Genomic DNA, 20,478 nt, shown 5'->3' on the forward strand with positions numbered 1-20,478 from the left:
AAAACCCGAAATCATACCATATGTCCGAGGGATAGCCTGATCCTCCAGGGTATCTATGATAGGATTATCGACCATGCGTTTTTCCTACATCCTCATAATTCTCCATAGACCTGAATGAGCTCCGATCGCCACCTCTACCGCCGCCTGCTGAGCTACGTCCGCCCCTACTGGAAGCTGTTTGCGCTCTCTATTATTGCCACGATCGTGCTTGGGGTTAGCGAACCCGCAGTCCCTGCCATCATGGGGCCGCTGCTCGACGGCAGTTTCGTCGACAAGAACACCTCATCAGCCCTGCACTACTCGCTCTTGCTCGTGGGATTATTCCTGATTCGCGGCATCGCCCAATACATCAGCACCGTCGCCATGGCCTGGGTCGGCCATAAAGTCGTCATGGATATACGCCAAAATATGTTCGACCGGCTGTTGCTAGCCCCCACAGGCTTTTATGATCAACGTAGCGCGGGGGGATTATTATCGAAACTGGCCTACGACGTCACCCAGGTTTATGAGGCCACCACCGCCGCCATCGTCATCCTGGTCCGCGACTCGGTCACCGTCGTCGGTTTGCTCGGCTTCATGCTCTACACCGATTGGCGCCTGACCATCATCCTCTTTCTGGTTGCCCCCGTTGTCACCGTGATCGTCAAGGTGATTTCCAAACGCCTGCGCACTATCAATCGCTCGTTGTTACAGAGCATGAGTGAAATGAACGACACCGCCGAAGAGTCCATCCTCGGCCACAAGGAAATCAAACTCTTTGGCGGTCAGGCGTATGAACAGCAGCGGTTTAATGACAAGATCAACTGGGTGCGGCGTTATTTCATGAAGTCCGTCATCACCGCCACCTCCAGCGTCCCCATCGTCCAATTGCTTACCGTCATGGCCCTCGCCGTCATTGTGAATCTGGCGGCAGGACGTCAACCGCCGATGTCTGTCGGCACCTTTGTCGCCTTTTTCGGCGCCATGGGTCTGATGTTCTCGCCGATCAAACGCCTGACCAGCGTCAACGACCCACTGCAACGCGGCCTGGCCGCTGCGCGCACGGTGTTTGAAGTCATCGACATTCCCGGCGAAACCGACACTGGCTCCCGCACCCTGGCCCGCGCCCAGGGCAAAATCGAATTCCGCGATATCAATCTGCGCTACCCCAACGCCGAACACAACGCGCTCACCAGCATCAACCTGACGATTGCCCCCGGCGAGACCATCGCCCTCGTTGGCCAATCTGGCGGCGGCAAAACCACACTGGTCAGTCTGATCCCGCGTTTTTATCAAGCCAGCAGCGGCCAGATTCTGATCGACGACATCGACATTCAGGATCTGCGACTCACTGATTTGCGTGCGCAAATTGGTCTCGTCAGCCAGCACGTCGTGTTGTTCGACGACACTGTCGCCGCCAACATCGCCTACGGTGGCAAACGCGGCGCCAGCGAGTCAGACATCATCCGCGCCGCAGAAAAAGCCCACGCCATGGAATTCATTCGCGATATGCCGCAAGGATTGCACACTCTATGTGGTCACAATGGCGTACGGCTTTCCGGCGGCCAGCGCCAGCGCATCGCCATCGCCCGCGCGCTGCTCAAAGATGCACCGATTTTGATACTGGACGAAGCCACCTCGGCATTGGATACTCAATCAGAACAACAAGTACAACTCGCGCTGGAAGAATTAATGTACCACCGCACCACCATCATCATCGCCCACCGCCTCTCCACCATCAAAAAGGCAAATCGCATTGTGGTGATGGATCAAGGCAGGATCGTTGAAACCGGCAGCCACGCCGAACTGCTGGCGCGCGACGGGCGTTATGCGGAGCTGTACAAGATTCAGTTTGCGGGACAAGAATAAATGGAAAATTAAATGTAAATGTAGGGTGGGTTAGCGTTTTTTTGCGTAACCCACCGAGCGTTGCGTAGCAACACAAATTGTTTTTATGAGTGCCTGACGGCACAACTTGGCGGGTTACGGCGCAAAAATGCGCCTAACCCACCCTACTTCTTAAGCACATACTCCGCACCGCAATACGGGCACTTGGCGCTACCCGTAGTCTCAATCGGCAAATACACACGCGGATGGGAATTCCACAAGGTCATCCCCTCCATCGGGCAATGCAACGGCAAATCTGCCTTGGTGACTTCGTAACGGCTTTCGGCATTGGCCGGCATCTGGCGCGGTGTGACTTTAGGTTTGTGTGCGTGGTCCATTGCGAGTCTCCTTGAAAATCAGGACACGGGAAACTCCCCTACCCTGCAATCTGTTCATCAAGCCAACGTCAACCACTTCTTGTGCGCTTCGCTACGACCATGCACGACATCGAAGTACAAGGCCTGCAAGCGCTCAGTGATTGGCCCGCGGCCACCGCTACCGATCACACGACCATCCAGCGAGCGAATCGGCGTGACTTCAGCGGCGGTGCCGGTGAAAAAGGCTTCATCGGCAACATAGACTTCATCACGGGTAATGCGTTTTTCACGTACCGGGATACCCAACTCAGCTGCCAAGCTAATGATGCTATTGCGGGTGATGCCGTCCAGCGCCGAGGTCAGCTCCGGCGTGTACATCACACCATCGCGAATCACAAAAATATTCTCACCGCTACCTTCAGCGACATAACCTTCGGTATCCAACAACAAGGCTTCATCACAACCACAAGCCAGCGCTTCTTGCAACGCCAACATCGAATTGATGTAGTGGCCATTGGCTTTGGCTTTACACATCGAGATATTGACGTGGTGACGAGTATACGAAGAAACACGCACCTTGATGCCTTTCTCCAGGTTCTCGGCCCCCATGTAGGCGCCCCAGGTCCAGGCGGCGATCATGACGTGCGTCTTGAGATTATCGGCACGCAGACCCATGCCTTCTGAACCGTAAAACACCATCGGCCGAATATACGCAGATTCAAGATTATTCTCGCGCACTGCGGCACGCGTCGCTTCATTGACGTCTTCTTTGCTGAAACGCATTTTCATATTCATGATATGCGCCGAGCGGAACAAGCGATCAGTATGTTCCTGCAAACGGAAGATGGCTGTGCCTTTTGCGGTCTTATAGGCGCGCACACCCTCGAACACCCCCATGCCGTAATGCAAGGTGTGCGTCAGGACATGGACTTTTGCTTCGCGCCAGGGAACGAGTTCGCCATCCAACCAGATGACACCGTCCCGATCAGCCATACTCATTTTTTATTCTCCTTAAAGAAATTCAGACAACTGCGGACCCGTGATGGGCAAGAGATTCATTTTACCGTTTCCATGAACTCTCGCCAAATTCGCCCGACGTGACCCCGCCATTCGGTAAATTCGCCCGCCTCGACCAGGGCCGGCAGCTCTTGCAGGGTCCGCCGGTGTACCACCGCCCGGTAACGGCGATAGGCATCGGCCAGCCGCTGGGCATCAACCTCGGACATGAGCCCCTCGGCGGCCAGCGTCTCCAATAAGCGGATATTATCCGTCCAGCGCAGCAGCGCCGGGCGCTGGCCCGACCAGCGCAAGACGGCGTATTGCACCAGAAATTCGATGTCGGCGATACCACCCTCATCCTGCTTGAGGTCAAACATCTCGGCCTTGGATTGGCTCAACTCGCGCCGCATCCGCTCGCGCATCTCCCGCACCTCACGCTGGAGCTGTTCCGGATCGCGCGCCCGGCCCAGGATCTCCAGCCGCAGCGCCTCAAACCGCTGCGCCAGCGCCGGATCACCGGCCACCACCCGCGCCCTGACCAGCGCCTGGTGCTCCCAGGTCCAGGCCTCGGTACGCTGATAATCGGCATAGGCTTCCATACTACTGACCAATAGCCCCGAGGCGCCGCTGGGCCGCAGGCGGGTATCGATTTCATACAAATCACCGGAGGCGGTCTTCAAGGTCATCATATGAATGATGCGCTGCCCGAGACGGGCGAAGAACACGGGATTATCCAGCGGCGCACGCCCACCCTGGGTTTGGCCCTCCGCCGCTGCGCTATGCAGAAATACCAGATCCAGATCCGAGCCATAGCCCAACTCGATGCCACCCAACTTGCCATAACCGACAATAACAAACCCTGCCGTGTCATCCGGCCGTCCATGGCGCTGTTCAAGGTGCTGAGTCGCCAGACGCAACACCTGCGCCAACAGCACCTCAGCGATTTCCGTCAAATGATCGCTGACAATCATTAACGGATAAACACCTGCGACATCGGCCGCTGCCACACGCAATACATTCGCCTGTTTGAAATGGCGCAGCGCTTCCAGTTGTTGCTCCTGATCGTCTCCGACACGTTCCAATGCCAGCGCCAGCTCCGCCTCTAGCGCCGACTTATTCAAGGGCGCATAAAGACTGCGCGGATCGAGCAATTCATCGAGCAAAATCGGATGCTGTGACAAATGCACCGTGATCCACGGACTGGCCGCACACAACTTCACCAATTGCGACATCGCCATCGGATTTTCAGCAAGCAAGGCCAAGTAAGTAGTGCGCCGCGCGATAGTTTCCAACAACGCCAGCACCCGCGCCAATGTTTCGGTGGAATTTTCAACCGCTGCAATCGCACCAAGCAATAGCGGTAACAACCGATTCATGCGCTCACGACCGCTTGGCGTCAGCGCCCGCACACTGAAACTCTCGCGCAACTGTTCTAACAGACGCAACGCCTCGGCAGCATCATCGAAACCCTGCTCTGCCAAGGCCGCAACTGCCGCTTCAGCCTGCAGCGAACCGCTCCATACCGCATCAAACACTGATCCTTGTTCCGCACCTTTTTCCTGCTGCGGCGCGGCAAACACCTGCTGAAAATACTCATGCACCAACGCCATCTGGCGCCGCAATTCACGCTCAAACCCCGGCCAATCATCAAACCCCATCGCCGTCGCCAAGCGCAAACGCTCAACATCGCCTTCCGGCAATTCATGCGTCTGTTGATCGGCCATCGCCTGCAATCGATTCTCCGCCTGCCGTAAAAAGACATAGGCGCGATCCAGCGCCTTAGTGACGTACTGCGGCAAATAATTGCGACTGCCGAGATAGGCCAGCACCTGGCGTATCGGGCGAATCTGTAATTCCGGCTCACGGCCGCCGCGAATTAATTGAAACGCCTGGCCAGTAAACTCAACTTCGCGTATCCCGCCCGGCCCGAGCTTAATGTTGTCTTCCATGCCTTTACGCTGCACTTGCACATTGATCATTGCCTTCATTTCACGCAAAGATTCAAAAGCATTGAAATCGAGATAGCGGCGATAAATAAACGGCCGCAATCGTTTCAGAAGTTCTTGTCCTGAGCGTTCATCACCCGCAATCACACCTGCCTTGATCAAGGCGTAACGTTCCCACTCGCGGCCGTGCGTCTGGTAATAATCTTCCAGACCATCAAAACTCATCGCCAACGACCCGGCATCGCCAAACGGGCGCAATCGCATATCCACCCGAAACACGTAACCCTCTGCCGTTTGCTGATTGAGCAAAGTAATCAAGCGCCGGCCAAGTTTGATGAAATATTCTTCGTTACTCAGCGCCACACGCTTACCGCGCGTCTCGCCTTCTTCGGGATATGCAAAAATCAAATCAATGTCGGAAGAAAAATTCAGCTCACCCGCGCCCAGTTTGCCCATTCCCAGCACTACCAGCGATTGCGGCTTGCCGCTCATCGCGCCATGGGGAACGCCAAACTCTTGATTTTGCCATTGCTGCAACAGCTCCAGCGTCATCGCCACACAGGCACGTGCCAGATTCGACAAATCCGCCAATGTCCGCTCCAGATCGGACCAACCGGCAATGTCGCGCCAGGCAATACGTACCATCTCACGGCACCGGAGCTGGCGGAGTATTTTTCCCAACTCGGCCTCGTCCGTCACGGCTGCCGTCAATGCCCGCAACCGTTGTTCATGATCGGTTGCGGCATATTCGATCATCAAATCACCGCTACGCACCAGATCAATCCACATCTCCGGCACATGAATGCAACTCTTGGCCACAAATTCGCTGCATGCCCACACCTTGCATAACACCGCCAGCAAATCCGGATTAGCAGGCGACACTCGCTCCGCAGCGGCTGCCGCCTCACAGTAATGTTCCCAGGACAACTCAAGCGGCGCCCGCAGCTCTGGCGCCAGTCTCGCCACGGCCTGGCTCGGCAACGCCACAAAATTATTCGTCTTTTTCATACATTCCCGCTACTTAACACCATCGAATCCGCCGGATTCACTCCATGTTATCACCGCTCAAGTCTCCACCGCCCAGAGCCGATATTTTGAACATGCCAGGATACTTGCAAGACCACAACATGGAGCCGTCATGGAATTAAAAGATTACCTAAAAATCATGGTCATGAAGGACGCCTCAGACCTGTATTTCACCACCGGCGCCCCCGTCAGCGCCAAGATCCAAGGGCAGCTCATCGCGATTGATAAAGTTGCGCTCGAACCTGGTCGCGTCGAAGAAATCGCCAATGGCATCATGACCGCAGATCAACGCGAAGAATTCCGTGTCCGACCGGAAATGAATCTGGCCATTTCCGAAACCGGCATCGGCCGTTTCCGCGTCAATATCTTCAAACAACGCAATCAAGTCGGCATGGTCATCCGCGCCATCAAGATGGATATTCCGAGCTGGGAAAGCCTGGGATTGCCCGCAGTGCTCACCAAATTAATCATGCAAAAGCGCGGCTTGATTCTGTTTGTTGGCGGTACTGGCTCAGGCAAATCCACTTCACTTGCCGCACTCATCGATTATCGCAACACCAACTCGGCCGGGCATATTATCACTATCGAAGACCCGATCGAGTTTGTTCACAAACATAAAAAATCCATCGTCAACCAGCGCGAGGTCGGCGTTGACACACTCACCTTTGAAGATGCACTGAAAAACACTTTGCGTCAGGCACCTGATGTCATCCTGATTGGTGAGATACGTGACGCGAAAACCATGGAACACGCCATCGCCTTCGCCGAAACCGGCCACTTGGCGATTTCGACTCTGCACGCCAATAACGCCAACCAAGCCTTCGATCGCATCATCAACTTCTTCCCGGAAGAACGGCACAAACAATTGCTGATGGATTTGTCACTGAACGTGCGCGGCTTTGTTTCGCAACGACTGGTACCCACCGTCGACGGCAAACGCGCCGCCGCGATTGAAGTGCTGCTCGGCACCCCCATGATCGCCGACCTGATCCTCAAGGGCGAAATTCACACCATCAAAGAAGTCATGGAGAAATCGGAGAACGTCGGCATGCGTACCTTTGATGGCGCGCTTTATCATCTCTACAAAGAAGGAAAGATCACCCTCGAAGAAGCGATACGCAACGCCGACTCCGCCAACAACCTGCGGCTGCGCATCAGCCTCGAGGAAAAAGGCGGCAAGATTGAAAACGAAAGCGGTCTCAAACTCGCCGACAAGGATGATCCGGCTGACGGGCTATCGCTCGTCAAAGATTAATGGGGCGAGGCATTAGCCACATCGATACCCACTCATTAGCATCCACCTTACTTATCGGGTCAGTGGGCCTACGAACGACAGATAAGTGGCTCGACGCAATCGTGTACGAGATGAAACCCAGATGCAAATCGCCTCAAGGATGAAATTTTAATTGTCAGCCGATATACTGAAGCCTGTCTATTCAGGTTAAAACCACTATGACGCTCCAGAACCTTAGAGCCAGACGCCAGAAAATAATCGAAATCGCGAAACGCTACCATGCGGCCAACATTCGCGTCTTTGGTTCCGTTTCTCGCGGAGAAGCCACCGAAACCAGCGATATCGATTTTCTGGTCTCTTTTTTACCCGGTGCCAGCCTGCTTGACCAAGCCCGGTAGGGTGCGCTATGCGCACGCGGAACAAATCGCTAAGATACCGCTATGTCTTACTACCGCCGCTCACGTGTTCCTGGCACAATCTATTTCTTCACGGTAAATACTTATCGCCGACAGCGCATTTTGACGCATCCTGAAGTGATCAATGCACTGCGAAAAGCTCTCCGGAGCGTTCGTGCACAACATCCGTTCCGCATTGATGCGTTGGTGATTTTGCCGGACCATTTACATGCCCTTTGGACCTTGCCTCCGGGTGATGCCGATTACGCAACGCGTTGGAGCTTGATCAAACGCCAGGTTTCCCAAGCATCACGACATCTGATTACTCACGAACAAAATGACTCGCAAAAGAAACGGCGTGAGATTGGTTTCTGGCAACGGCGATATTGGGAGCATCAAATCCGGAATGACACCGATTTTACCCGGCATGTGGATTATGCGCATTACAACCCGGTTAAACATGGGTTGGTGGCGCAGGTGCGTGATTGGCCACACTCGACATTCCATCGTTATGTTCGATTGGAAATGTGTCCGCTCGACTGGGGCGGTGGTGATGTTATTACGGCCGGGGATGGGTTTGGCGAATGACCGCGTGCGCATGGCGCACCCTACATGTTCACAAAATAAAAAAGCCCCGCATTGCGGGGCTTCTCATTACAACAACTTAGCGCCAGGGCTGGCTTACATCATACCGCCCATGCCGCCCATACCGCCCATGCCACCCATGTCTGGCATGCCTGCACCCTTATCGGACTTCGGCGGTAGCTCAGCCACCATGGCTTCGGTGGTGATCATCAGACCAGCGACGGATGCAGCGTTTTGCAGTGCGGAACGGGTGACCTTGGTGGGATCCAGGATACCCATTTCCAGCATGTCGCCGTATTCGCCAGTGGCAGCGTTGAAGCCATAAGCGCCCTTACCTTCAGTCACTTTGTTGACGACAACAGATGGCTCATCGCCAGCGTTGGCAACGATCTGACGTAGCGGCTCTTCCATGGCACGACGGGCGATGTTGATACCGACGTCCTGGTCATGGTTGTCACCCTTCAGGCTCTTGATGCCTTGCAGGGCACGGATCAGGGCCACGCCACCGCCAGGGACCACGCCTTCCTCAACAGCAGCGCGGGTCGCGTGCAGCGCGTCTTCAACGCGGGCCTTCTTTTCTTTCATTTCAATTTCGGTAGTCGCACCGACCTTGATCACGGCAACACCGCCTGCCAGCTTGGCCACGCGCTCTTGCAGCTTTTCACGATCATAGTCAGAGCTGGTTTCTTCGATCTGGGCGCGAACCTGTTTGACGCGCGCTTCGATGTCGGCAGGAGCACCTGCACCGTCGATGATGGTGGTGTTTTCTTTGGTGACGACGATCTTCTTGGCAGTACCCAAGTCGTTCAGGGTTGCTTTTTCCAGTGACAGACCGACTTCTTCGGAGATCACTTGGCCACCGGTCAGCACCGCGATATCTTGCAGCATAGCTTTACGGCGATCACCGAAGCCAGGCGCCTTAACAGCAACCACCTTGACGATGCCGCGGATGGTGTTCACCACCAGCGTTGCCAGGGCTTCGCCTTCAACGTCTTCAGCGATAATCAACAGCGGCTTGCCAGACTTGGCAACAGCTTCCAGCACTGGCAGCATTTCGCGGATGTTGGAAACTTTCTTTTCGTAAACCAGGATCAGCGGGTTTTCCAGCTCAGCAGACATGTTCTGCTGATTGTTGACGAAGTAGGGTGACAGATAACCGCGATCGAACTGCATACCTTCAACCACATCCAGTTCGTTATCCAAACCAGAACCTTCTTCAACAGTGATGACGCCTTCTTTACCGACCTTGGCCATGGCATCAGCGATGATCTTGCCGATCGCTTCGTCAGAGTTGGCGGAGATGGTGCCGACCTGGGCAATAGACTTGTTGTCAGAGCAAGGCTTGGACAGCTTCTTCAGTTCCTCAACAGCCGCAATAACGGCCTTGTCGAGACCACGCTTCAGGTCCATCGGGTTCATGCCGGCCGCAACGGCCTTCAGACCTTCGAGCAGGATGCTTTGCGCCAATACGGTTGCAGTCGTGGTGCCGTCACCGGCCATATCAGAAGTATGAGAAGCCACTTCCTTTACCATTTGCGCGCCCATGTTCTGGAACTTGTCTTCCAGTTCGATTTCCTTGGCGACGGAAACGCCGTCCTTGGTGATGGTCGGAGCGCCGTAGCTCTTGTCCAGTACAACATTACGGCCCTTAGGACCCAGAGTGACCTTTACCGCGTTGGCCAGGATGTTGACACCCTCAACCATGCGATAACGGGCTTCGGAACCAAAACGGACTTCTTTAGCTGCCATGTGTTTATTCCTCTTTAGAATTCGTTAACTTAAAAGTACTGATAATTTTGTAGCTTAGGCTTCAACCACAGCCACGATGTCTTCTTCGCGCATCACCAGCAGGGCTTCGCCCTCAACCTTGATCTCAGTGCCGGAATATTTGCCGAACAGAACCTTGTCACCCACCTTCACGTCCAGGGGACGGACATCGCCGCTATCGGTGATTTTGCCCTTACCGACGGCAATCACTTGGCCACGGATCGGTTTTTCGGTTGCGCTGTCTGGAATGACGATGCCACCCGCGGAGGTACGTTCTTCTTCCTGACGACGAATCACGACGCGATCGTGTAAAGGACGCAATTTCATTTTCATTTCTCCTTAAATATCAATCAGATTGCTTGATTTATCTTTGCGACAAGCAAGAATTGTTAGCACTCACTACTTGCGAGTGCTAGTTATGATAGTGGCGAAACGGCCAAAGTCAAGGGGGCCGCCCCGAGAGGCGGAGGAGGAGCCCCACGAAAGTGGGGATCCGACCCTCGGTGGGGCGGCGATCCGCCCGTTCCTCTTAAAACACCGAAGATGCCTAAATTCTTGGATTTTTTGCTCCTCCCCGCGTCTTTGCGCCTTTGCGTTGGGTTTTTAAATCTTCAGCGCGGCGGCTGGTCCTCGCGCCGGTATTCACCCTCCAACACGCGCTCGCCGGATGCTTGCGGGCGAACGCCTGGGCCACGTGGCGGCTGGCCGGTGGCGGATTTAATAAGACGCCGGATCACGGCCCGGCGCACGGGCGGAATCATCAGCACCAAGGCAACGGCATCGCTGAGCAATCCCGGCACCAGAAACAAGACTCCGGCCACGACCATGACCAATCCCTCCAACATCCCCATCGCCGGCGTTTCGCCGCGCGCCAGGGCGGCACGTACCCGTTCGGCGGTGGCCATGCCCTGACTCTGGATCAGGCTGACGCCAAACAGACCGACGACGATCACCCATAAAACGACCGGCCAGGCGCCAAAGATGCCGCCCGCTTTAATAAGGAGATACAGCTCCAGCAGCGGGAAGACCAGCAACAATAAAAAGGGAACGCGTGAGACAAACATGGGTATATGGAATTCGCTAAAAGCGGGAAGTATATCACCCACATCCTTCTGTTTTGCGCTCCGGCCCGGCTTGGGGTATCTTGCCGCCCATGAATCCCGAATACTGCACCGTGCTTTGCACCTGCCCGGATGAGGCCTGCGCCCACCGGGTCGCCGATCACCTGGTGAGCAACCAGCTGGCGGCCTGCGTCAACATCGTGCCCGGCCTGACCTCGGTTTACGTCTGGAAGGGGCAGACCGAGCACAGCGCCGAACTGCTGCTGATCATCAAGACCCGTAGTGAATTATTTACCCGGCTGGAGACGGCGATCCGCGAGCTGCATCCGTATGAACTTCCGGAAATCATTGCAGTCCCAATTACTCTGGGATCAGCAGCCTATCTAGATTGGATCGCGCAATCGACCCAAGCCCGCACCTCGGCCTGATACTAACTATAACCAATAAATAATGAGCAGCCACGGCCATAAAATTTTTCTGCGGTTATTAATGACAGCCCTGCTGCTGCCCGTGCTGTGGTTAACCCACGTCGCGCATGCCGAGGGCATCTTTGACAAACTCGGCAATGTTGGCCGCCAGCTTGGCATCGGCGCTAATGACGGCAATCCTTTTCTGCCCCCGGAAAAGGCGTTTATCTTTACGGCCGAGGTTAAAGATGATCACACCGTCACGGCACGCTGGGATATTGCCGATGGCTATTATCTCTATCGCAACAAATTCAATTTTGAAATTTTAAATCCCGCCACGATTCAAGCAGGCACGCCTAGTTTTCCTCAGGGCAAGCAGAAGAAGGATGACACCTTCGGGCTGATGGAAGTCTACTTCCATGAAGTGAACGTCGAGCTGCCGCTACAGCGCAATTCAAATAGTGCAGCTACCAATCTGACTTTAAAGGCCGTTTATCAGGGCTGTGCTGAAGCCGGTTTCTGTTATCCACCACAGACCCAAGAAATCACGTTGAGCTTGCCTGAAGTCGCGGCGGCTGCAACCACGCAAACACCTGCCAGCAACACTTCAAATTTTGTTTCGGAACAGGATCGTTATGCACGATCACTGGCGGAAAAGAGTTTAGCGCTGAATATGCTGATGTTCTTTGGCCTGGGATTGCTGCTGTGCTTTACACCCTGCGTCTTCCCGATGATCCCGATTTTATCGAGCATTATCGCGGGCCAGGGCAGCGGCATCACGACCCGCCGTGCATTCTTGTTGTCGCTGACCTATGTGTTGGCGATGGCGGCAACGTATACCGCTGCCGGCGTGGCTGCTGGCACGCTCGGCGCCAATTTACAGGCCGTCTTTCAGAATCCGTGGATACTGGGCAGCTTCGCGATGCTGTTTGTTGTGCTGTCGCTATCGATGTTCGGCTTTTATGAATTGCAAATTCCATCATCATGGCAAGGCAAACTCACATCAATGAGCAATCGCCAGCAAGGCGGTTCGTATTTCGGCGTTGGCATTATGGGCGTGTTGTCGGCATTGATTGTCGGGCCGTGTGTTGCCGCGCCATTGGCAGGCGCACTGATTTATATCGGCCAGAGCGGCGATGCCCTGCTCGGCGGTGCGGCCTTGTTTGCGCTGAGCCTGGGCATGGGCGCGCCGCTGCTGGTCTTTGGCACCTCCGCCGGAAAATTACTGCCCAAGGCCGGCGCCTGGATGAATGCCATCAAGGCGGTATTCGGCGTGATGTTGCTGAGCGTGGCGATCTGGATGATTGAACGCATCATACCTGCCGCCGTAGCGCTATTGTTGTGGGGAGCGCTGTTCATTGTTTGCGCCGTGTATCTGGGTGCACTGGAACGGCTGCAACCTGAGGCGAGCGGCTGGCACAAACTGTGGAAAGGCGTGGGCCTGATCTTTTTCGTCTATGGTGGGGTATTGTTGGTGGGTGCCACCAGCGGTGGCAAGGATATCTTCCAGCCCTTGCAGGGATTAAGCATGGGTACGGCGCAATCCAGCCCTGCCAAAAACCATTTGCAGTTTCAACGCATCAAGGGACTGACTGGGCTGGAGCAGGCCTTACAACAAGCGCGCGTTGCTGGAAAACCAGTAATGCTGGATTTTTATGCCGACTGGTGCATCTCGTGCAAGGAAATGGAAAAATCCACTTTTTCCAATACCGCAGTTCAAGCGATACTGGCGGATACTGTTCTGCTGCAAGCGGATGTGACGCTGAACGATGCCGAAGATCAGGCCCTGCTGAAAAGGTTTGGCCTGTTCGGGCCGCCGTCGATTCTCTTTTTCGACACGCAAGGTAATGAACTGCGACCATACCGGCTGGTCGGTTTTCTGGAACCGGCAAAGTTTGAGCAGCAAATTCGTGGTGCGTTTAAAAAATAATTTTTCACCACAGAGACACAAAGGGCACAGGGGTTTTGGTTGGGGATGAAGCAGGACATACCCCTGCTTCCGAAGGATTTACAATTCTGTACACTCTGCGCCTCTGTGGTAAGAAAATAAAATTAGGATGTTAAACACATGAAACGACAAGTTGTGATCGCTGGCGCCATCGCCATCTTTGCTATTGGCGCCGTGGTCGGCACATATGCCATCAAGTCGATGAAGCCCGCCCCCGAATCGGTCCAAACGTCCAAGGCCAAGCTGATCGGCTCCGCCCTGCCGCCTTATTCGTTGTTGGCGCTGGATGGCGTGCGGGAACACAGCGCCCAATGGGAAGGCAAGGTCCAGCTCATTAATTTCTGGGCCACCTGGTGCCCGCCCTGTAAAAAAGAGATCCCTGCTTTGATCGACCTGCAAAAACGCTATGGCGCGCAAGGCCTGCAAATCGTCGGCATTGCTCTCGATAACCGGGACGCGGTGAAGACCTATAGCAATGAGAATGGCATCAACTATCCAGTGCTGGTCGGCGATAATGATGCCGTCGAAGTAGCCCAACAGCTGGGCAATGATGTCGGGGTACTCCCCTACACGGTCATCGTCGACCGCGATAACCGTATCCAGGCGGTTTATTACGGTGAAATCGATCCTGTGGCCACTGAGAAGGTCATTACCTCCCTGCTTCGTCCCTGAGTTTTAAAACCCAACGCGGACGAGTGCATGGATGCACGAGGTAGGGCATGCATGGAGCTGTTGCCGAGACGCAAAGGCGCGGAGGTTTTCAATGAGTTATTATTGGGAGCGATTTCCTTGCGAGGTATCACGAGAAAACTTTCTATCCTCCGGCTTTTCTTTGCGCCTCCGCGCCTTTGCGTTAGATTTTCTTGCTTCTGATTTTCAGAGGCGATTGTCGCCGAAATCTGGACAAATCGGCGGCGATCGTGACAAAATGCAGCCATTGCGGGGCACCCCACCCAGCGACGAATTCCCCTCTCGGCAGCAAAGGGGGGTAGGTTTCCTTAAGCAACTCGGGATAATTCATGGCCAACTTGCTCGTACTACACGGCCCCAACCTCAATCTGCTCGGCACTCGCGAACCCCATCTCTATGGGGCAACGCGCCTTGAGGATATCAACCGCCAGCTGGAGACCACCGCCAAACAACAAGGCCACGCCCTGACCTGCTTCCAGAGCAATGCCGAACATGCCTTGATTGACCGGGTACAGGCAGCCGCCAAAGAAGGCGTGGAGTTCATCATCATCAATCCGGGCGGACTGACCCACACCAGTGTCGCGCTGCGCGACGCTTTCAGCGCGGTCAAGATCCCCTTTATTGAAGTGCATTTATCGAATATTCATGCCCGGGAGGAGTTTCGTCATCATTCCTATTTCTCGAGCATTGCCGTGGGCGTGATCTGCGGCTTGGGCGCGGAAGGTTACCTCCTGGCGTTACAGGCGGCAATGACACGCCTCTCTCAACCCTAATTAACCATCACAAGGTAATAACATGGACATACGCAAAGTCAAAAAACTCATCGAACTGCTGGAAGAATCCGGCATTGCGGAGATCGAGATCCGCGAAGGCGAAGAGAGCGTCCGCATCAGCCGCCAGAATCCAAATGCGCCGATGATGCCAATGACCTACATGATGCCCCCTGCCGGACAGGCCGCAGCAGCAGCGCCTGCTGCCGCACCCGCCGTTAGCGCCGAACCCGCCAAATCTGCCGCACCTACCGGTCACACCGTGAAGTCGCCGATGGTTGGCACGTTCTATCGCTCAGCGTCACCGGGTGCCAAGCCCTTCGTCGATGTCGGCCAATCCGTAAGCGCTGGCGAGACACTGTGCATCATTGAGGCGATGAAAATGCTCAATCAAATCGAATCCGACAAGGCGGGCAAAGTCACCGCGATTCTGGTCGAGAACGGTCAGCCGGTGGAATACGGCCAACCCCTGTTTGTCATCGAATAAGCCGGCGCTTGTGGCCGCAAAACCCAACTACGCCGACCATCCCAATAAGTGACAAGACACTATGTTCGATAAAGTTGTAATTGCAAACCGGGGCGAGATCGCCCTGCGCATACTCCGCGCCTGTAAAGAAATGGGCATCAAAACCGTCGCCGTGCACTCCATGGCCGATCGCGACCTGAAGCACGTGCGCCTGGCGGATGAATCTGTCTGCATCGGTCCTTCCGAATCGATCAACAGCTATCTCAGCATTCCGGCATTGCTCAGCGCCGCCGAAGTCACCGACGCGGTGGCGATTCATCCGGGTTACGGTTTTCTCTCCGAGAATGCGGATTTCGCCGAACGCGTGGAAGAAAGTGGCTTTGTCTTCATAGGCCCACGCCCGGAAACCATTCGCCTGATGGGCGACAAGATATCGGCGATCACTGCCATGAAAGAAGCAGGCGTGCCTTGCGTTCCCGGTTCTGGCGGCCCGCTGACCGATGACAATGACGCCAACCTGGCGCATGGCCACGCGATTGGTTACCCCGTCATCATCAAGGCGGCGGGCGGTGGCGGCGGGCGCGGTATGCGCGTGGTGCATAGCGAAGCGGCGCTGCTTAACGCTATCGCACTTACCCGTATCGAGGCCCGCAACGCTTTTAACAATGACACGGTATACATGGAGAAATTCCTGGAAAATCCGCGTCACATCGAGATCCAGGTGCTGGCAGATCAGCATGGCAACGCAATTCATTTATGCGAGCGCGATTGCTCGACGCAACGCCGCCACCAGAAGGTCATTGAAGAAGCGCCTGCGCCGGGCATCAGCGAAGAGCTGCGGCAAAAAATTGGCAAAGTCTGCGCCGATGCCTGCCGCAACATCGGTTATCGCGGTGCCGGCACATTTGAGTTCCTGTTCGAAAACGGCGAATTCTATTTCATCGAGATGAACACCCGCCTTCAGGTCGAACATCCGGTGACGGAAATGATCACTGGCGTGGACTTGGTGAAGGAGCAGCTGCGCATTGCGGCGGGCGAACCACTCGCCTACACCCAAAAAGACATCAAGGCGCGCGGCCATGCCATCGAGTGCCGCATCAACGCCGAAGATCCGGAAAATTTCATGCCTTGCCCCGGCACCATTACACTATTCCATGCACCGGGCGGCCCAGGTGTGCGCGTTGATTCACACATCTACAGTGGTTACAAAGTGCCGCCGTATTATGATTCCATGATTGGCAAACTGATTGTCCATGGCGATACGCGTGACATTGCCATCGCCAGAATGCGCACGGCGCTCGATGAATTGGTCGTTGACGGCATCAAGACCAATATTCCATTGCATCGTCGGATGATGAATGACGCCGCATTTCAACAGGGCGGCATCAGCATTCATTATCTGGAAAAGAAACTTGGTATTAAAAAATAAAGCCAGAGAAAAGGGCAAAGATAAAAGGGGAAAGGGAATGAGTGCGCCAAAGGCGCACGTTATGATTACCGGTCTTCAGCCGGCTCAGTCACTTTTATCTTTGCCCTTTCCCCCTTTCCCTGAATTAATATGACCTGGCTGCAACTCATCCTCGATACCACCCCCGAATACGCCGATCGCGTCAGTGATGTACTAATGGATCTGGGCGCGGCCGCCGTTACCTTTGAAGATGCGGCGGATCAACCTTTATTCGAACCTGATCCGGGTGAAACCAAACTCTGGAATCAAACGCGTGCCATTGGGCTGTTCGCTGCCGATTGCGACATGGACGCCATTCAGCGACAACTAAACAACAAACTCACCAACATCAGCCATCTTCATGTCGATCCACTCGAAGACAAAGACTGGAGCCGGGCGTGGATGGATCATTTCAAACCAATCCGTTTCGGTGAACGGTTATGGATCTGCCCCAGCTGGCACACACCACCAGCGCCGGAAGCCACTAACATCCTGCTCGATCCGGGCTTGGCGTTTGGCACCGGCACTCATCCGACAACTGCGCTTTGTTTGCGCTGGCTGGATGCCAACCCACCCACGGATCTGGAGGTCATCGACTTCGGTTGCGGCTCAGGTATTTTGGCAATTGCTGCTGCGTTGCTGGGCGCTAAGCATGTACATGCCATCGACCACGACCCGCAAGCCTTGCTGGCAACGCGCAACAATGCCCAGCGCAATGATGTCGCTGACAAGATTACGACTTATTTACCCAAGGAATTTGCCGCCGCACAGCGCGCCGACGTGCTGCTCGCCAATATTCTCGCCAATCCACTGATTGAACTGGCGCCACAATTGACGCAACATGTGCGTCCGAGTGGTCAAATCGTGCTTTCCGGAATCTTGGTTGCTCAAGCGGAATCGGTCGCCAATGCTTATCGCGAACACTTCACACTCAACCCCATCACTATCGATGGCGATTGGGTACGTATTGATGGAGTAAAGCAGGGGACAGGAAAGAAGTGCGCCGCAGAAGTATAGATAGCTGTCGGCCTCCAGCCGACACTTTCCCTGTTCCCTGTACCCTGAATTAAAAAAAAGCTATTCTGCTAGCTCCATGATTGAACAACAAGTAACTCAATGCTGACCCGCTGCCCAAAATGCGACACCTGTTTTCGCGTTACCCCCGAACAACTCAAGGCGGCGCGTGGCGATGTGCGCTGCGGCCGCTGCTTTAACACCTTTAACGCACTGGAGCACCTGGAAAATCAGGACTCTGAAGGAGCTGCGCCGCCGACACTGGTGCCGGCACCCGTCACGAGCACCCCAGACACCCCATCCGCGCCCATGGTGCTTCGCACCCAGGAGATCGTTGCCGAGATCGAAGCCCGCACCAAAGTAACCCCGCCCAAGATAGAGGCACATTCTTCTCATTTCGGATTATGGATGGGTACTGCCCTATTATTGGTCGTCACCCTGGCACTGCAATATGGATTCTTTCATCGCAATCAGCTCGCTCAAAGCCCCCAGCTCCGCCCACTGGCCGAACAACTGTGTACTGTGCTGTTCTGCGACCTGCCACCGCGCAGTGATCCGAGCAAGTTAAAGCTCAGCAATCGCGATATCCGGCTCCATCCGCAGCAATCCCAAGCCCTGCTGGTCGAAGCCACGCTCAGTAATCAGGCCGATTTCACCCAATCTTTCCCGATCATGGAACTGACCTTTCACGACATCAGCGGCCAGGTGATCGCTGGTCGCCGGTTCCAACCCTTTGAATACCTGGCCGACTCGGCCGCCAACATTGTCCATGGTATGCCTCCACGCCAGCCCTACCAGATCAAACTGGAACTGGCCGACCCGGGAACCCAGGCCGTGGGCTTCGAATTTAACTTTCTATAACCCTTTCAGCCCCAACGGCACGAAAATAACTGGCCCCACCGGTGGAGATGCCGCCGAACTTCGACGACACCACCCCACCGAGGGTCGGATCCCCACTGTCGTGGGGCCCCTCCTCCGCCTCTCGGGGCGGCAGCTTCCACCCACCCTACGGCTGAGGTATCATGTGCGCCCTAGCCGCCATTACTACTGACCGGCGGCGGACACTACACTATGAAAATCGGCCCCTACGTCCTGACGAACAATCTGGTGCTGGCCCCCATGGCTGGCGTCACTGATCGCCCATTCCGCCAGCTTTGCAAACGGCTGGGCGCAGGCATGGCCGTATCCGAGATGGTGTCCTCCAACTCCCTGATCTGGGGCAGCGCCAAGACCAGGCGCCGCGCCAATCACGAGGGCGAGACCGAACCCAAATCCGTGCAGATCATGGGCGCCGATCCGGCGATGATGGCCGAGGCCGCCCGCATCAACGTCGCCGAAGGCGCCCAGATTATCGACATCAACATGGGATGTCCGGCAAAGAAGGTCTGCAATGTCGCCGCCGGCTCCGCACTCCTGCGCGATGAAGCACTGGTGACACGCATTCTTGAAGCCGTGATCAAGGCCGTACCCGAAGTGCCGGTCACGCTCAAAATCCGCACCGGTTGGGACAAGGGCAGCCGCAATGGCGTCACCATCGGCCGCATCGCCCAGGAATCCGGCATCCAGGCATTGGCCGTGCATGGCCGTACCCGCGCCTGTGGCTACACCGGCGAGGCCGAATACGACACCATCGCCGCGATCAAGTCTGCGATCTCGATCCCGGTCATCGCCAATGGCGACATCACCAGCCCGGAAAAGGCCAAATACGTGCTCGAACACACCGGCGTCGATGCGGTGATGATCGGCCGTGCGGCGCAGGGTAGGCCCTGGATCTTCCGCGAAATCGATCACTACCTTAAGACCGGCGAAAAACTGCCGGAACCCGGCATTGATGAAATCAAAGCGGTACTGATCGAACATTTGCATAATCTTTACGCCTTCTATGGCGAATACACCGGCATGCTCATGGCGCGCAAGCACATCTCCTGGTACAGCAAGGGTCAGCGTTTCGGCGCCGTGTTTCGCCAGGAAATCAATCAGGTCGACTCCGTTGCCAAACAATTGCAATTGACTGAGGAATTCTTCCAGCGTTTGCAAACTGAAATTCAAGAGGCCGCCTGATGTCTAGCGTCCCAGCCACCAGCAAACCGTTCAAGGAACGCCGTCGCCAACCATTACGGACCGCGGCTTATATCTCGCTGACCAATTATTTCGCCGATCTCGACGGCAATGTGCCTAGCAATCTTTATGACATGATGATGGGCGAAGTTGAACACGCCTTGTTGCAATCGGTACTGGAATACACTCGCGGTAACCAATCTAAAGCAGCAGAATTACTCGGCCTGACCCGTAGCACCCTGCGCAAGAAGCTACGCGCTCATGGGTTGCTGGATTAACAGGCTAAAAAATCCAACGCGGAGACGCAAAGACGCGGAGAAGTGAACAAGAATTAACGTAGGAGCCGCTCCTTGTATGATCGATTTTAATGAAAATGTTGTTGAGGAGGTTAAGTAAGATTACACGCTTCACCGGGAAGGCCGTCCGCTCCTGAGGACTGGTTTTTAACCAGAGCCTGTGCTGTAGATTGGCCTCCCGCCCTA

Annotated in this window: 20 protein-coding genes; 14 read left to right on the plus strand and 6 right to left on the minus strand. The window is 55.2% G+C overall.

The window, feature by feature from the left end:
• Positions 1-114 precede the first annotated feature (114 nt).
• Positions 115-1,848: a lipid A export permease/ATP-binding protein MsbA gene (msbA, locus tag HY272_07335; protein ID MBI3772496.1), complete on the plus strand. Its 1,734-nt coding sequence runs from the start codon at positions 115-117 to the stop codon at positions 1,846-1,848.
• A 143-nt stretch (positions 1,849-1,991) separates the two neighbouring features.
• On the opposite strand, the gene HY272_07340 is transcribed toward msbA, so the two are convergent.
• From HY272_07340 to glnE, 3 genes are read right to left on the minus strand one after another with little or no spacing between them, the layout of a single operon-like run.
• On the minus strand, positions 1,992-2,204 hold the full coding sequence (locus HY272_07340; GenBank protein MBI3772497.1) for a zinc-finger domain-containing protein: 213 nt from the start codon (positions 2,202-2,204) through the stop codon (positions 1,992-1,994).
• Positions 2,205-2,261: 57 nt separating this feature from the next.
• The gene (locus tag HY272_07345; GenBank protein ID MBI3772498.1) at positions 2,262-3,182 is read right to left on the minus strand and encodes a branched-chain amino acid transaminase; all 921 of its coding nucleotides are present in this window, start codon (positions 3,180-3,182) and stop codon (positions 2,262-2,264) included.
• A 56-nt stretch (positions 3,183-3,238) separates the two neighbouring features.
• Positions 3,239-6,109, minus strand: coding sequence for a bifunctional [glutamate--ammonia ligase]-adenylyl-L-tyrosine phosphorylase/[glutamate--ammonia-ligase] adenylyltransferase (glnE, locus tag HY272_07350; protein ID MBI3772499.1), 2,871 nt, complete (start codon positions 6,107-6,109; stop codon positions 3,239-3,241).
• A 157-nt stretch (positions 6,110-6,266) separates the two neighbouring features.
• Between glnE and HY272_07355 the strand changes: the two genes are divergently transcribed.
• The 3 genes from HY272_07355 to HY272_07365 all read left to right on the plus strand — a co-directional run bounded on the left by HY272_07355 (position 6,267) and on the right by HY272_07365 (position 8,371).
• Entirely contained in the window at positions 6,267-7,409 is a 1,143-nt protein-coding gene (locus tag HY272_07355; GenBank protein ID MBI3772500.1) for a PilT/PilU family type 4a pilus ATPase, read from the plus strand.
• Positions 7,410-7,606: 197 nt separating this feature from the next.
• Positions 7,607-7,786, plus strand: a complete 180-nt coding sequence (locus tag HY272_07360; protein MBI3772501.1) for a nucleotidyltransferase domain-containing protein — start codon at positions 7,607-7,609, stop codon at positions 7,784-7,786.
• Positions 7,787-7,828: 42 nt separating this feature from the next.
• Entirely contained in the window at positions 7,829-8,371 is a 543-nt protein-coding gene (locus tag HY272_07365) for a transposase (protein ID MBI3772502.1), read from the plus strand.
• A 93-nt stretch (positions 8,372-8,464) separates the two neighbouring features.
• Here HY272_07365 and groL read toward each other — a convergent pair whose 3' ends face one another.
• The 3 genes from groL to HY272_07380 all read right to left on the minus strand — a co-directional run bounded on the left by groL (position 8,465) and on the right by HY272_07380 (position 11,199).
• Positions 8,465-10,117, minus strand: a complete 1,653-nt coding sequence (gene groL / locus HY272_07370; protein MBI3772503.1) for a chaperonin GroEL — start codon at positions 10,115-10,117, stop codon at positions 8,465-8,467.
• Positions 10,118-10,171: 54 nt separating this feature from the next.
• Positions 10,172-10,462, minus strand: coding sequence for a co-chaperone GroES (gene groES / locus HY272_07375; protein MBI3772504.1), 291 nt, complete (start codon positions 10,460-10,462; stop codon positions 10,172-10,174).
• Between the two features lie 284 nt (positions 10,463-10,746).
• Entirely contained in the window at positions 10,747-11,199 is a 453-nt protein-coding gene (locus tag HY272_07380) for an FxsA family protein (GenBank protein ID MBI3772505.1), read from the minus strand.
• A gap of 89 nt (positions 11,200-11,288) precedes the next feature.
• On the opposite strand from HY272_07380, the gene HY272_07385 reads away from it, so the two are divergent.
• From HY272_07385 to HY272_07430, 10 genes are all read left to right on the plus strand, one after another.
• Positions 11,289-11,624: a divalent-cation tolerance protein CutA gene (locus tag HY272_07385; protein MBI3772506.1), complete on the plus strand. Its 336-nt coding sequence runs from the start codon at positions 11,289-11,291 to the stop codon at positions 11,622-11,624.
• 22 nt (positions 11,625-11,646) lie between these two features.
• The gene (locus HY272_07390; GenBank protein MBI3772507.1) at positions 11,647-13,533 is read left to right on the plus strand and encodes a protein-disulfide reductase DsbD; all 1,887 of its coding nucleotides are present in this window, start codon (positions 11,647-11,649) and stop codon (positions 13,531-13,533) included.
• 138 nt (positions 13,534-13,671) lie between these two features.
• Positions 13,672-14,223, plus strand: a complete 552-nt coding sequence (locus HY272_07395; protein MBI3772508.1) for a TlpA family protein disulfide reductase — start codon at positions 13,672-13,674, stop codon at positions 14,221-14,223.
• 347 nt (positions 14,224-14,570) lie between these two features.
• On the plus strand, positions 14,571-15,014 hold the full coding sequence (aroQ, locus tag HY272_07400; protein ID MBI3772509.1) for a type II 3-dehydroquinate dehydratase: 444 nt from the start codon (positions 14,571-14,573) through the stop codon (positions 15,012-15,014).
• A 22-nt stretch (positions 15,015-15,036) separates the two neighbouring features.
• Positions 15,037-15,498: an acetyl-CoA carboxylase biotin carboxyl carrier protein gene (locus tag HY272_07405; protein MBI3772510.1), complete on the plus strand. Its 462-nt coding sequence runs from the start codon at positions 15,037-15,039 to the stop codon at positions 15,496-15,498.
• A 61-nt stretch (positions 15,499-15,559) separates the two neighbouring features.
• Complete coding sequence (accC, locus tag HY272_07410) at positions 15,560-16,906, plus strand: acetyl-CoA carboxylase biotin carboxylase subunit (protein ID MBI3772511.1); 1,347 nt, start codon at positions 15,560-15,562, stop codon at positions 16,904-16,906.
• A gap of 129 nt (positions 16,907-17,035) precedes the next feature.
• On the plus strand, positions 17,036-17,941 hold the full coding sequence (prmA, locus tag HY272_07415; GenBank protein ID MBI3772512.1) for a 50S ribosomal protein L11 methyltransferase: 906 nt from the start codon (positions 17,036-17,038) through the stop codon (positions 17,939-17,941).
• A 99-nt stretch (positions 17,942-18,040) separates the two neighbouring features.
• On the plus strand, positions 18,041-18,799 hold the full coding sequence (locus HY272_07420; protein MBI3772513.1) for a DUF3426 domain-containing protein: 759 nt from the start codon (positions 18,041-18,043) through the stop codon (positions 18,797-18,799).
• 210 nt (positions 18,800-19,009) lie between these two features.
• A complete protein-coding gene (dusB, locus tag HY272_07425; GenBank protein MBI3772514.1) occupies positions 19,010-19,999 on the plus strand; it encodes a tRNA dihydrouridine synthase DusB in 990 nt (329 codons plus the stop codon).
• Complete coding sequence (locus tag HY272_07430; GenBank protein MBI3772515.1) at positions 19,999-20,274, plus strand: hypothetical protein; 276 nt, start codon at positions 19,999-20,001, stop codon at positions 20,272-20,274. The genes dusB and HY272_07430 overlap by 1 nt, the downstream gene beginning before the upstream one ends.
• Positions 20,275-20,478: the final 204 nt, after the last annotated feature.

This window comes from Gammaproteobacteria bacterium, assembly GCA_016200485.1.
In the GTDB taxonomy this organism is placed as follows: domain Bacteria; phylum Pseudomonadota; class Gammaproteobacteria; order Tenderiales; family Tenderiaceae; genus JACQEP01.

What these genes read in the sequence shown, in the direction of transcription:
- msbA (MBI3772496.1), top strand. Translation starts at nt 115, where the DNA reads ATGAGCTCCGATCGCCACCTCTACCGCCGCCTGCTGAGCTACGTCCGC.
- HY272_07340 (MBI3772497.1), bottom strand. Translation starts at nt 2,204, where the DNA reads ATGGACCACGCACACAAACCTAAAGTCACACCGCGCCAGATGCCGGCC.
- HY272_07345 (MBI3772498.1), bottom strand. Translation starts at nt 3,182, where the DNA reads ATGAGTATGGCTGATCGGGACGGTGTCATCTGGTTGGATGGCGAACTC.
- HY272_07355 (MBI3772500.1), top strand. Translation starts at nt 6,267, where the DNA reads ATGGAATTAAAAGATTACCTAAAAATCATGGTCATGAAGGACGCCTCA.
- HY272_07360 (MBI3772501.1), top strand. Translation starts at nt 7,607, where the DNA reads ATGACGCTCCAGAACCTTAGAGCCAGACGCCAGAAAATAATCGAAATC.
- HY272_07365 (MBI3772502.1), top strand. Translation starts at nt 7,829, where the DNA reads ATGTCTTACTACCGCCGCTCACGTGTTCCTGGCACAATCTATTTCTTC.
- groL (MBI3772503.1), bottom strand. Translation starts at nt 10,117, where the DNA reads ATGGCAGCTAAAGAAGTCCGTTTTGGTTCCGAAGCCCGTTATCGCATG.
- groES (MBI3772504.1), bottom strand. Translation starts at nt 10,462, where the DNA reads ATGAAATTGCGTCCTTTACACGATCGCGTCGTGATTCGTCGTCAGGAA.
- HY272_07380 (MBI3772505.1), bottom strand. Translation starts at nt 11,199, where the DNA reads ATGTTTGTCTCACGCGTTCCCTTTTTATTGTTGCTGGTCTTCCCGCTG.
- HY272_07385 (MBI3772506.1), top strand. Translation starts at nt 11,289, where the DNA reads ATGAATCCCGAATACTGCACCGTGCTTTGCACCTGCCCGGATGAGGCC.
- HY272_07390 (MBI3772507.1), top strand. Translation starts at nt 11,647, where the DNA reads ATGAGCAGCCACGGCCATAAAATTTTTCTGCGGTTATTAATGACAGCC.
- HY272_07395 (MBI3772508.1), top strand. Translation starts at nt 13,672, where the DNA reads ATGAAACGACAAGTTGTGATCGCTGGCGCCATCGCCATCTTTGCTATT.
- aroQ (MBI3772509.1), top strand. Translation starts at nt 14,571, where the DNA reads ATGGCCAACTTGCTCGTACTACACGGCCCCAACCTCAATCTGCTCGGC.
- HY272_07405 (MBI3772510.1), top strand. Translation starts at nt 15,037, where the DNA reads ATGGACATACGCAAAGTCAAAAAACTCATCGAACTGCTGGAAGAATCC.
- accC (MBI3772511.1), top strand. Translation starts at nt 15,560, where the DNA reads ATGTTCGATAAAGTTGTAATTGCAAACCGGGGCGAGATCGCCCTGCGC.
- prmA (MBI3772512.1), top strand. Translation starts at nt 17,036, where the DNA reads ATGACCTGGCTGCAACTCATCCTCGATACCACCCCCGAATACGCCGAT.
- HY272_07420 (MBI3772513.1), top strand. Translation starts at nt 18,041, where the DNA reads ATGCTGACCCGCTGCCCAAAATGCGACACCTGTTTTCGCGTTACCCCC.
- dusB (MBI3772514.1), top strand. Translation starts at nt 19,010, where the DNA reads ATGAAAATCGGCCCCTACGTCCTGACGAACAATCTGGTGCTGGCCCCC.
- HY272_07430 (MBI3772515.1), top strand. Translation starts at nt 19,999, where the DNA reads ATGTCTAGCGTCCCAGCCACCAGCAAACCGTTCAAGGAACGCCGTCGC.